General features: G+C 30.2%; 13 protein-coding genes. 7 read left to right on the top strand and 6 right to left on the bottom strand.

Annotation, left to right across the window (positions count from 1 at the left end; genetic code table 11):
* Positions 1–49 precede the first annotated feature (49 nt).
* Positions 50–2,500: an endopeptidase La gene (lon, locus tag FVF61_RS06360; RefSeq protein WP_148454512.1), complete on the bottom strand. Its 2,451-nt coding sequence runs from the start codon at positions 2,498–2,500 to the stop codon at positions 50–52.
* Between the two features lie 239 nt (positions 2,501–2,739).
* On the opposite strand from lon, the gene FVF61_RS06355 reads away from it, so the two are divergent.
* Genes FVF61_RS06355 through FVF61_RS06340 form a run of 4 tightly spaced genes read left to right on the top strand, consistent with a single transcriptional unit; the run spans position 2,740 to position 5,675 of the window.
* On the top strand, positions 2,740–3,303 hold the full coding sequence (locus FVF61_RS06355) for an RNA polymerase sigma factor (protein WP_148454510.1): 564 nt from the start codon (positions 2,740–2,742) through the stop codon (positions 3,301–3,303).
* A 10-nt stretch (positions 3,304–3,313) separates the two neighbouring features.
* A complete protein-coding gene (locus FVF61_RS06350) occupies positions 3,314–3,877 on the top strand; it encodes a hypothetical protein (RefSeq protein WP_148454508.1) in 564 nt (187 codons plus the stop codon).
* Entirely contained in the window at positions 3,855–4,946 is a 1,092-nt protein-coding gene (locus tag FVF61_RS06345) for a hypothetical protein (RefSeq protein WP_148454506.1), read from the top strand. The genes FVF61_RS06350 and FVF61_RS06345 overlap by 23 nt, the downstream gene beginning before the upstream one ends.
* An 18-nt stretch (positions 4,947–4,964) precedes the next feature.
* Positions 4,965–5,675 (top strand): head GIN domain-containing protein, encoded by a 711-nt coding sequence (locus FVF61_RS06340; RefSeq protein WP_148454504.1) that lies wholly within the window; start codon positions 4,965–4,967, stop codon positions 5,673–5,675.
* Positions 5,676–5,758: 83 nt separating this feature from the next.
* Here the strand turns inward: FVF61_RS06340 and FVF61_RS14400 are convergent, their stop codons facing one another.
* From FVF61_RS14400 to FVF61_RS06330, 3 genes are all read right to left on the bottom strand, one after another.
* Positions 5,759–5,887, bottom strand: a complete 129-nt coding sequence (locus FVF61_RS14400) for a hypothetical protein (protein ID WP_262712005.1) — start codon at positions 5,885–5,887, stop codon at positions 5,759–5,761.
* A 336-nt stretch (positions 5,888–6,223) separates the two neighbouring features.
* Positions 6,224–7,531 (bottom strand): MFS transporter, encoded by a 1,308-nt coding sequence (locus FVF61_RS06335; RefSeq protein WP_148454502.1) that lies wholly within the window; start codon positions 7,529–7,531, stop codon positions 6,224–6,226.
* Between the two features lie 76 nt (positions 7,532–7,607).
* Positions 7,608–8,438, bottom strand: a complete 831-nt coding sequence (locus FVF61_RS06330) for a M48 family metallopeptidase (protein WP_148454500.1) — start codon at positions 8,436–8,438, stop codon at positions 7,608–7,610.
* Positions 8,439–8,578: 140 nt separating this feature from the next.
* On the opposite strand from FVF61_RS06330, the gene msrB reads away from it, so the two are divergent.
* The 3 genes from msrB to lpdA all read left to right on the top strand — a co-directional run bounded on the left by msrB (position 8,579) and on the right by lpdA (position 11,199).
* On the top strand, positions 8,579–9,058 hold the full coding sequence (msrB, locus tag FVF61_RS06325; protein ID WP_148454499.1) for a peptide-methionine (R)-S-oxide reductase MsrB: 480 nt from the start codon (positions 8,579–8,581) through the stop codon (positions 9,056–9,058).
* Between the two features lie 76 nt (positions 9,059–9,134).
* Positions 9,135–9,689: a DUF1572 family protein gene (locus FVF61_RS06320; protein ID WP_148454497.1), complete on the top strand. Its 555-nt coding sequence runs from the start codon at positions 9,135–9,137 to the stop codon at positions 9,687–9,689.
* A 133-nt stretch (positions 9,690–9,822) separates the two neighbouring features.
* Entirely contained in the window at positions 9,823–11,199 is a 1,377-nt protein-coding gene (lpdA, locus tag FVF61_RS06315; protein WP_148454495.1) for a dihydrolipoyl dehydrogenase, read from the top strand.
* A 115-nt stretch (positions 11,200–11,314) separates the two neighbouring features.
* Here lpdA and aroQ read toward each other — a convergent pair whose 3' ends face one another.
* Both aroQ and FVF61_RS06305 read right to left on the bottom strand, forming a co-directional pair.
* Positions 11,315–11,734 (bottom strand): type II 3-dehydroquinate dehydratase, encoded by a 420-nt coding sequence (gene aroQ, locus FVF61_RS06310; RefSeq protein WP_148454493.1) that lies wholly within the window; start codon positions 11,732–11,734, stop codon positions 11,315–11,317.
* Positions 11,735–11,841: 107 nt separating this feature from the next.
* Positions 11,842–12,462, bottom strand: coding sequence for a hypothetical protein (locus FVF61_RS06305; protein WP_148454491.1), 621 nt, complete (start codon positions 12,460–12,462; stop codon positions 11,842–11,844).
* Positions 12,463–12,623 lie beyond the last annotated feature (161 nt).

The raw sequence follows: 12,623 nt of genomic DNA, 5'->3' as shown, positions 1-12,623 counted from the left end.
AACCTCGAAAATAATTTCGAGGTTTTGATTTATTATAATGGTTATAGGCTTAAAGCTCTTTAGCATTAACAACTTTTTGATTTGTAAGTGCTATTTTAATTACATCATTCATATCTGAGACGTAATGGAATGTTAATCCTTTTAGATATTCAGGTTTTATTTCTTCAATATCTCTTCTGTTATCTTCACAAAGTAAAATTTCTTTAATTCGTGCACGCTTAGCCGCAAGAATTTTTTCTTTTATTCCACCTACTGGAAGCACTTTCCCTCTTAAAGTAATTTCTCCAGTCATAGCTAAGCTTTTCTTAACTTTTCTTTGCGTAAATAAAGATACCAAAGAGGTAAGCATTGTAACACCTGCACTTGGTCCATCTTTTGGAGTCGCTCCTTCTGGCACATGAATATGTACATTGTATTTTTCGAATATGTCTGGATCTAAATTTAATTCTTTAGCATTAGATTTTATAAACTCCATGGCAATAGTTGCAGATTCTTTCATAACAGTACCAAGGTTTCCTGTTATGGTCATGTTGCCTTTTCCTTTAGATAAAATAGATTCTATAAAAAGAATGTCTCCACCTACTCTAGTCCAAGCTAATCCTGTTACTACTCCTGCTACATTGTTGTTTTCGTATTTATCTCTTTCTAACTTTGGTCCACCTAGAACTTCAATAATATTTTCGTTTGTAACTTTAATATTATAGTCTTCTTCCATAGCAATATTTTTGGCTGCATAACGAACCATTTTTGCTAATTGCTTTTCTAAACCACGAACTCCAGATTCTCTGGTATAACCTTCAACAATTTTTTCAAGTTGACCTTTTGCAATTTTTAAATCTTTTTCTGTTAGTCCATGTTCTTTCAATTGTTTTGGCAACAAATGTCTTTTAGCAATTTCTACTTTTTCTTCAATAGTATAACCTGTTACATTTATAATTTCCATTCTATCCAATAAAGCTGGTTGAATGGTTGATAAACTATTAGAAGTAGCTATAAACATAACTTTAGAAAGATCATATCCCATTTCTAAGAAATTGTCGTAAAACTCGCTATTCTGTTCAGGATCTAAAACTTCTAACATAGCTGAAGAAGGATCTCCTTGATGCGAATTAGACAACTTGTCTATTTCATCTAAAACAAATACTGGGTTTGAAGTGCCTGCTTTTTTAAGACTCTGAAGAATTCTTCCAGGCATGGCGCCAATATATGTTTTTCTATGGCCTCTAATTTCAGCCTCGTCACGTAAGCCTCCTAAAGACATTCTTACATATTCTCTTCCTAAGGCTTCTGCTATCGATTTTCCTAATGAGGTTTTACCAACTCCTGGAGGTCCATAAAGACACAGGATTGGAGATTTCATATCGTTACGCAATTTAATAACGGCTAAATGTTCAATAATTCTTCTTTTAACATCGTCTAAACCATAATGGTCACAATCTAAAATTCTTTTAGCACGTTTTAAATCGAATTTATCTTTACTGAAATGATTCCAAGGTAAATCTAAAATAAGATCTAAATAATTTCTTTGTATTGAATATTCTGCAACTTGAGGATTCATACGTTGCATTTTGGCAATCTCTTTATTAAAATGCTCTGAAACTTTATCGTCCCATTTTTTTAATTTAGCACGAGATTTCATTTCTTCAAGTTCTTCATCATAACTAACACCTCCAAGCTCTTCTTGTATGGTTTTCATTTGTTGATGCAGGAAATATTCTCTTTGTTGTTGATTCATATCACTTTGAACTTTCAACTGAATATCGTTTTTAAGCTCTAATTTTTGAAATTCCATATTCATGAATTTCAATGTTGCTAGAGCTCTTTCTTTTAAATCGTTAGTTTCTAATAAAGATTGTTTTTCATTAACAGAAAGATTCATATTAGAAGACACAAAATTTATTAAAAACGGATTGCTTTGAATGTTTTTAATTGCAAAAGAAGCTTCACTAGGAATATTAGGACTATCTTTAATAATTTGAAGCGCTAATTCTTTTATAGAATCAATTATAGCTCCAAATTCTTTGTTGTTTTCTGCTGGTCTTGCTTCAGGAACTTCACGAATAGTAGCGTTCATATAAGGCTCTTCAGTAATAACTTCGGAAACTTTAAAACGTTTCTTTCCTTGAATAATAACTGTTGTATTGCCATCTGGCATTTTAAGTACTCTTAAAATCCTAGCAACAACTCCTGTTTGATGAATGTCTGTTGCAGTAGGATCTTCAACAGATTCATCTTTTTGAGCAACAACACCAATAACTTTATTTCCTTTATTTGCATCATCTATTAATTTAATAGATTTATCTCTTCCAGCAGTAATTGGTATTACTACTCCAGGAAATAAAACGGTGTTTCGCAATGATAAAATAGGCAAAGTTTCAGGTAATTTCTCATTACTTATTTTTTCTTCATCTTCAGGTGTCATTAAAGGAATTAATTCTGAATTTTCATCAAACTCCTGAAATGACAAACTGTCAATGTTAAATAAATCTCTCTTCTTCATATATATTATTAAGTCATTCTGTCATTATTCTAGTTAATAACAAAATTATTATCTTTTAAAATTAATATTAACATATATCTATTTAACTTGTTATTAGCAATCTACAAACAAAATTAAGATATATTTTCAACTAAAAGTTCAATTAATATGCCATGTTTCTATTGAAACACTAATTTTATTTTCTTTAAACTGTAACAAACTTATAAACGCGTCATCTTTATAATAACAAATTGTTTTAATTGACACTAACCCATCAAAATATCGAACAACTTGTATTGCTTTGTAAATCTGGAAACCAATTAGCGCAATTGGAAATTTATAATAGATATTACAAAGCCATGTACAACGTAGCTTTTAGAATTGTAAAAGATAGTTTTGAAGCTGAAGACATTATGCAGGAATCTTTTCTGTTAGCTTTTACAAAACTTGAAAGCATACAAGATAGTTTAACATTTGGTGCTTGGTTAAAACGAATTGTCATAAATAATAGTATTTATCATTATAAAAAAAATAATAAATATCAAAACATCTCTTTTGATGATGTTAAATACAAATTAGAAAGTGATGATATTGGAGTTACAACTGATTATGAGTTTACAAATCTTAAAGCTAAGCAGGTTTTAGAGACTTTAAATTCTTTAAAAGAAAACTATAGAGTTACTCTAACATTACACTTAATAGACGGTTACGATTATGAGGAAATTGGCGACATACTAAACATAAGTTATGCTAATTGTAGAACCACTATATCGAGAGCAAAAGAAAGTTTAAGAAAAATATTACAACCACAAGTGTCACATTAAAACAATAGTTATGAGCACAGACAACTTAAATAAGCTATTTGAAGATTTAAAAGACAGTTTTGATGTTGAAGAACCAAATTCTGACCACACCAAACGTTTTTTGAACAAATTAAATAACAACGCAAGCAAAATTTCTAGTACTAAATCGAAAAGTAGAAATTTATGGAAACCAATACTTGGTATTGCAGCATCTATTGTATTAATAATTACTTTATTTCTTACAAATAATCAGCATAATGCTGTTAGAGACTTAGCAAATGTGTCTCCAGAAATGGCAAAAACTCAATCTTTTTTTACAAGTGCCATTTCCGAAGAATTAAAAAAATTAGAGCAAGCGTCTAATCTTGAAACTATAATTATTATTAAAGATGCTTTAATTCAAATTAAAAAACTGGAAATAGAATACGAAAACCTAAAAGGAGATTTAACTAAAAGTGGTGATGACAACCGAGTTATATATGCCATGATTAAGAATTTTCAAAACAGAATTGATATTCTTCAAAACACAATGAAACACATAGAAAATATTAAACAACTAAATAAATTAAACAATGAAAACATTACAACAATATAAACTTCTGTTTTTCTTTTTATTAATTCCAATAATTAGTTTTTCAACAACTAAAAATGTAACTAACGAGAAACACACCAAAGAAAAAATTATTAAAAAATCTTTTAATGTGTCTTCAAATGCCACTTTAAAGATAGATAATAGTTATGGCAATTTAGACATTGTGACTTGGAATGAAAATCGGATTGAAATTGTAGTGACTATCACAACCAAAGGAAACGACGAAGATAAAGTACAAAAAAAATTGGATGATATTACGGTTGATTTTAGTGCAACAAACAGTTTGGTTTCTGCAAAAACCATTTTCAATAAAACCAAAAGTTCTTGGTGGAATTGGAGTGGATCTAGCAATATAAACATGACAATTAATTATGTCGTTAAAATGCCAATTTCAAATTCAGTTGATTTAAGTAATGATTACGGAAATATTAATTTAGACAAACTAGAAGGCCGAGCAACTATTAGCTGCGATTATGGTAAAATTACTACCAAAGAATTAATGGCAGATAACAACAGAATAAGCTTCGATTACACCTCAAATTGCTATTTTGAATATATAAATAGTGCTGAAATAAATGCCGATTATAGTGGTTTTACCATTGCTAAAGCAAAAAATATTAATTTAAACGCAGACTACACTTCATCTATCCTAGAAACCGCTGAAGATATAAATTATGTATGCGATTATGGTTCTGTAAAAATTAATAGAGCTAATAATATTACTGGTAATGGAGACTATTTAACAGTTGTAATTGGTGATGTTTATAAAAATATAGCTATTGAAGCAGATTATGGCTCCATTAAAATTGATAGATTAACCAATCAAGCTAAAAACGTTACCATCAATTCAGACTATACAGGAATTAAAATTGGTCATGATTCCAATTATCATTTTAATTTCGACATCAACTTAGAGTATGCTTCTTTAAAAGATAGTGGTGATTTTCAATTCAACAAAAAACGTGAAGAATCTGGAGGAAAATATTATTCTGGCTATTATGGAGCATCAAATTCAGGAAACTTAATAAAAATAGAATCTGATTACGGAAGTGTTTCATTTTTCAAAAACTAACCATTAATCTAAACATATATGAAAAAATTAATTCTTATTGCTACTGTGCTTCTTTCTACTTATAGTTTTGCTCAAAAAGTAAAAGGCAACGGAAACATGACTATTATAACAAGAACCACTGCAAATTATGACGCTATATCATGTTCTGGGTTTATGGATTTTGAATTAGTAAAAGGTACTGAAGGCAAAATTAAAATTGAGGGCGAAGAAAACCTTTTAGAATACATAGTTACAGAAGTTAAAGACAACAAACTTATAGTAAAAACAAAAGATCGTGCAAGTTTAAAACCTTCTTTAAATAAAGGAATAAGAATTACCATTCCTTTTCATGATATTGATGAAGTTTCTTTGGCAGGTTCTGGAGATTTATGGAATAAAGAGATTATAATTTCTACAGATTTAGAAGTATCCTTATCTGGTTCTGGTGATGTTACTTTGATTTTAAAAGTTGACACATTAAAATGTGATTTAACAGGATCTGGAGATATTAAGCTAAAAGGAAGTACAAATAACCTGGAAGCCACTTTAACAGGATCTGGAGATATAAATGCAACAAGTTTAACTTCCAATCATACAGATATTACTGTAACAGGCTCTGGAGATGCAAATGTTGTTAGTAATATATCTCTAAAAGCAAGAGTAACTGGTTCTGGAGATATTAAATACTCTGGTAATCCAGAAAAAGAATACACCAAAGTGTCTGGTTCTGGAAGTATAAGTAAGGATTAAATTTCAAAAATATAAAAAAAAGCCATTTAATATTAAATGGCTTTTTTTTAAAATCTGAGAAATTAATCAGTATCTAAATACAATCAAGGAATAGAATAACTAATACCATCTGTAGATTGTTCTAAGTTAAAGGATGTTTCTTGTATATCACTAAATCGAAACCAGATATCAGAAGCTACCTGTCCTGAACCTCCTAAATTTTCAATTTTCATTATTTGCTCACTCTCGTTTTCCCATAACCAATCTCCTGTAGAGATTAATTCGGTTCCTAACAGGTCAACTTTTTGTTCATATTGGCCATTTGAGTGAAAATAAATGTCTGCTGAAAATCCTCAGAATCATACTACCATTTATCAAATAAAGAAGTTAGTTCTGTGTTAGTTCCATTTCCATTTCAATTACTAGAAGTATTATTAAAATCACCTTCCAAAGGGTCATTATCACAAGAAGAAATACTAAACATTAAAAAAGTAAGAAGAAAATAAGGGGCAAATTTTAAATTATTCATAATAGGTTTTAAAATAATTTTTGTAAACATAAGCATTTTTTCAAGAAACTAATTTTTGGTTTAATTTAGGCACTCTAAATAACAATATAATACCTATTAAAAAGAAAACAAATAAAAATACGATGGCATTTCGCATGCTTCCTGTTATTTGATCGATGGTCGCAAAAATAACCATTCCAATAACAATTCCTATTTTTTCGGCTACATCATAAAAACTAAAGAATGATGTAGTATCTTCTGTTTCAGGTAAAAACTTAGAATAAGTAGACCTCGCTAAAGCTTGTATACCTCCCATAACCAATCCAACAAAACCTGCAGTCATATAAAAATGAATTGGTGTTACTACAAAATAAGCAGCAAAACATAAGGACATCCATATAAAATTAACAGCTATAAGAGTTTTTATATTTCCAAATTTCTCTGATGCTCTTGAAGTTAAAACGGCACCAAGAATGGCTATAATTTGTATTAATAAAATACTTACAATTAATCCCATTGTTTTTTCACTTTCATCAGCCCATAAAATTTCCTCTTCACCAAAATAAACTGCCACTAACATAATGGTTTGTACAGCCATACTAAAAACAAAAAATGCCAATAAATATCTCTTCAGTCTTAAATTTCCTTTAAGCTGATGCCATACTTGACGTAATTCTCTAAATCCATTTAAAACAACGTTTCTAGTAACTCTTTCACCTGTTAAAACACCTTTTGGTAAAACATAAAAAGTATATTGACTAAATAAAATCCACCATGCTCCTACCATAACAAAAGACCAACGCATCATTTGCATTTTATCTTCACCATTGTCTTGGCTCATAACCATCCCTAAATTGATAATTAACAACAAAACACTTCCAACATATCCAAAAGAAAACCCTCTGGCGCTTATTCTATCTTGTTGTTCTGGAAATGCAATATCAGGCAAATAAGAATTATAAAAAACCAAACTTCCCCAATAACCTATTAAGCCCATAAAGTAACAAATCAAACTGATATAGATATGCTCTAAACTAAACCAATACAATCCAATGCAACCAATTCCTCCAACATAACAGAAGAATTTCATAAACCCTTTCTTATTACCTATATAATCTGCAATTCCAGATAGCAATGGAGACATAAACGATACTACCAAAAAAGTAAAAGCAGTAACAAATGTTATTAAAGCAGTACTTTTAAATTCAAAACCAAATGCATGAACTGTTTTAATATTACTGATAAATAAGGCAGAATAGAAAATGGGAAAAATAGAGGATGCAATGGTCAAGGTATAAACTGAATTTGCCCAATCATAAAATGCCCAAGCATTCAATAATTTTTTATTTCCTTTTTCGAATTTTGACATAAAGTATAATTAAAATAAAAAAAGCTGTCCTATTTTGAACAGCTTCGAAAGTAAGTAAATATTTTAAATAATGCTTTTAAAATTTAGTAATTGGTTTAAATGTAGTGACTCCAAATTTTTTAGCTTCAGCAACAGCCATAGGTACTAAAGAATTAATTTCCTGAATTCTAGAATCATTAGATGGATGTGTACTTAAAATTTCTAAAGGAGCACTTCCTCCACTATTTTCTTTCATTCTTTTCCATAATTCTGCTGCCTCACTCGGGTTATAACCAGCCATTGCCATTAATATTAATCCTATTTTATCTGCTTCGGTTTCATGGCTTCTACTAAAAGGCAACATCACTCCTACTTGAGACCCAATACCATAATATTGGTTAAATGCTTCTCTATCGTTATCATTTTGAATGGCAATATTTCCAGCAATGGCAACACCTTGCTGAATATAATCGGCACTCATACGTTGTTGACCATGATTAGCCAGAGCATGTGCAACTTCATGCCCCATAATAGCAGCTACACCTGTTTCACTTTGTGCAATTGGAAGAATTCCAGTATAAAAGACTATTTTTCCTCCAGGCATACACCAAGCGTTTACCGTTTTATCGTCAATTAAATTGTATTCCCATTTGTAATCTTTTAAATAACCTTCATAACCATTGGCATTTAACCAACGTTCAGCAGCAATAGAAATTCTTTGGCCAACACGTGTTATCATTTCAGATTGTGAAGTTCCTTTAATAACCTTACTCTCCGAAAGCACTTGATTATATTGTTGAAAAGCTGTTGGAAACAATTGAGAGTTTGGAACAATAGCCATGGTTTGCTTACCAGTAAAAGGATTTGTTGCACAAGACATAATTATTAATAGTAATCCAAATACAATTATTTTATTCTTTAAATTCATTTTAATGATTTTTAATTAATTTAAAAATACAAAAATCATTCCTTTTTTCGAATTACTTCCCCTTTTGTTTTTAACATTAATTTAAAAGCATTGTTGTAATGATTTGAATCTAGCCTCGACTTAAAAAAAAAACTCAAATAATGAGAAGACTATTTATTATAATTTTAATCATAAGTACTCAAAGCTGTACAAGTCAAACTAAAAAAGAAACTACAAACAAAGATTCTTTTCTAGTTAATAAGACAAATGCAGAGTGGAAACAAATATTAAGTCCAATGGCATATTATGTTCTCAGAGAATCTGGAACAGAAAAAGCATTTTCAAGTCCCTTAAATAATAATAAAGAAAAAGGAACTTATGTTTGTACAGCTTGTAAAGCCCCATTATTTAAAAGCGTATATAAGTTCGATTCAGGAACTGGTTGGCCAAGTTTTGACAGAGAAATTGAAGGACATGTAGCATTTACTAAAGATGGTTCACCAGATTTTTATGGCATTGAAGAACATTGTGCAAATTGTGGTGGCCATTTAGGTCATGTTTTTAACGATGGTCCAAAAACCACAACAGGAAAAAGACACTGTATTAATGGTGCAGCTTTAGACTTTATTCCAAAGCCTTAGAAAAAACATTTAATTGAATTACAAAATTTTACAATTCAAAATTAGATTTTATAGGTATTTGTATTACTTTTAGTTTATGAAAAACATATATATACCTGCAATTAAGAAACAATTTGATTATTATAAATTAGTTGGGGACAAAACTTTCGAGCAACTTTCTTTCCAAGACATGCAATGGGCTCCAAATGAAACCTCAAATAGCATATCTGTTTTAGTTAAACACATGGTTGGGAATATGCTTAGCAGATGGACCAATTTTTTAACTGAAGATGGTGAAAAAAATTGGAGGCATAGAGACCTAGAGTTTGAACAAACATATATAAATAAAAAAGAAATTATTGCTGCTTGGGAAAATGGTTGGAGTTGTTTATATAATGCTTTAAATTCTCTAAATGATTCAGATTTAAATAAAACAGTTTATATTAGAAATGAAGGTCATTTAGTATCTGAAGCCATTTTCAGGCAATTAGGACACTATCCATATCATATTGGACAAATAGCTTATATAGGAAAATTATTAATAGGAAATGATTGGGTATCGCTTTCAATACCAAAAGGTAAATCTACTTCATTTAATAAACAAAAGTTTAGTAAAGAAAAAGGTAGAAGACATTTTACAGATAATCTTTAATACTTACTTTATTCTAAAAAATAAAAATTATATATAAGCAAACTAAATATCGACATTTAGCAATTGGTACTTGTTATATAAAATTTACTTTTCGTAACTTCGTAGCTTCTTAAAATGACTAAAAAATATACGGATGAGTAAATACGATATCATTGTTCTTGGAAGTGGTCCTGGAGGCTACGTAACTGCTATTAGAGCATCGCAATTAGGATTTAAAACTGCTATTATTGAAAAAGAAAGCCTTGGTGGTGTATGTTTAAATTGGGGTTGTATTCCAACTAAAGCATTATTAAAGTCTGCACAAGTGTTTGAATACTTAAAACATGCTGAAGATTATGGCTTATCTGTTAAAGATTATGATAAAGATTTTAATGCAGTAGTTAAAAGAAGTCGTGGTGTTGCTGAAGGCATGAGTAAAGGGGTTCAGTTTTTAATGAAAAAGAACAAAATTGACGTCATTGAAGGTTTTGGGAAGTTAAAAACAGGTAAGAAAGTTGATGTGGATGGAAAAGAGTACAGTGCAGATCATGTAATAATTGCAACTGGAGCACGTTCTCGCGAACTACCTAGTTTACCACAAGATGGTAATAAAGTTATTGGTTATAGAGAAGCTATGTCTTTACCAGAACAACCTAAAAAATTGATTGTTGTTGGTTCTGGTGCTATTGGCGTTGAGTTTGCTTATTTCTATAATTCTATGGGAACTGAAGTAACTATTGTTGAGTTTTTACCTAATGTTGTTCCTGTTGAAGATGAAGATGTTTCTAAACAATTAGAACGCTCGTTTAAGAAAAGTGGAATAAAAATTATGACGTCTTCTGAAGTTACAAAAGTAGATACTTCTGGAAAAGGCGTTAAAGCTACAGTTAAAACATCTAAAGGTGAAGAAGTTCTTGAAGCAGATATTATTTTATCAGCAGTAGGAATTAAAACAAATATTGAAAATATAGGTCTAGAAGATGTTGGTATTGCAGTAGATAGAGATAAAATTTTAGTAAACAATTACTACCAGACCAATATCCCTGGTTATTATGCCATTGGAGATGTTACTCCAGGGCAAGCTCTAGCTCACGTAGCTTCAGCTGAAGGAATTCTGTGTATTGAAAAAATTGCTGGGCTTCATGTTGAAGCACTAGACTACGGAAACATTCCTGGTTGTACCTATGCGTCTCCTGAAATTGCTAGTGTTGGTTTAACAGAAAAACAAGCCAAAGAAAAAGGCTACGAAATTAAAGTAGGAAAATTCCCTTTCTCAGCTTCTGGAAAAGCAAGTGCTGCTGGAACTAAAGATGGATTTGTAAAAGTTATTTTCGATGCTAAATATGGCGAATGGTTAGGCTGTCATATGATTGGAGCTGGTGTAACAGATATGATTGCTGAAGCCGTTTTAGGCAGAAAACTTGAAACTACTGGACATGAAGTATTAAAAGCTGTACATCCACATCCAACCATGAGCGAAGCTGTTATGGAAGCAGTTGCTGATGCTTATGGTGAGGTGATACACTTATAGATTTTTAGAATATTAGATTTCTAGATAAATAGAAAAATATGTGATTCGTTTGAATCGCATATTTTTTTCTAAAATTTGTGCAAACAAACTTCTAAATTTCTAATAGTGAAACTATCTATTTCAAAAAACTTTGAATAGCCAACTCATAACTTTGTAAACCAAATCCAACAATAATACCTTTAGCATTTGGTGCTACATAAGATTGATGCCTAAAGTCTTCACGATTAAACGTATTAGAAATATGTACTTCGACAACTGGAGTTTCAATGGCTGCAACTGCATCTCCAATTCCAACAGATGTATGCGTATAAGCAGCAGCATTTAAAATAATACCATCATAAGAAAACCCAACGTCTTGAATTTTGTTAATTAATTCTCCTTCAACATTCGATTGATAATGTTCCAAACTTACTTGAGGATATTTCTCTTTAATAGTTTCAAAAAATTCTTTAAAAGTAAGACTTCCATAAATTTGTGGTTCACGTTTACCTAAAAGATTTAAGTTTGGACCATTTATTATGATGAGTTTTTTCATCTGTAAGATTTTGTTCTAATTTCTAGTAAAGGTATCAAAAATTAAGGCATAAAAAAACCGAAGTAATTAACTTCGGTTTATATATTTAAAATTAATGTCTATGTCTATTAGAATCCAAATTCAACCCCAAAGTTGAACGATTTAAAACCATTTAGAGAATATACCTGAACATTATTAGAGTTATTATAATCCTGTCCTCCAGAAATACTTTGAAAAGCAGCAATAAGGGCAACTGGACCTAAATCGAAACCAAATTTTGGTCTGGCATAAAAGCCAGTTTTAGCATCGCCAGCAACATTAATACCAACTCCTAAATCTAAACCTCCAAAGAATCTATGGTCTCCAAAATAGTATCTTCCTGAAACTGCTATTGGAATAAAGGATGCATCTTCAAAATCCACATATACAAATTCGTTAAATTGCTCATCATAATCTCCATTCCAATAACTACCTTTTGCGATATATTGAGTATATCCAACAAGACCACCTACTTCTAGATTATCAATAACTTCAAACAAGTAAGCGACATCAAATCCAAAGTTAAAAGACCCATAATCATCATTATCATAATCATCATCATAATAATAATTGTCGTTAATTAAAGAGAATCCAATATTGGCTCCAATATAAAAACTACCTGTTTTAGCCGACTCCATGATGTCGTTCTGAGCATTCAATGAAGTTAATCCGAAAACTGCTATTGCAGCACATAAAAATATTTTTTTCATAATTGATTTATTAGTTATTAATTAATATGTTTTAATATAAATAATTATTTATCAATAAAAAAACAATGTTTTAAAACAATTTATAGGTTTTTAAATTAATATAGCAAACTAAATACTTTTTTTTAGAATTATAAACAAAAAACTTATATTTATCAACAATT

Origin of the sequence: Xanthomarina maritima, assembly GCF_008084905.1 — a bacterium.
Classification (GTDB): domain Bacteria; phylum Bacteroidota; class Bacteroidia; order Flavobacteriales; family Flavobacteriaceae; genus Xanthomarina; species Xanthomarina maritima.
Note: the sequence above shows the minus strand (reverse complement) of the source record. Positions and strands in the feature narration are given on the sequence as shown.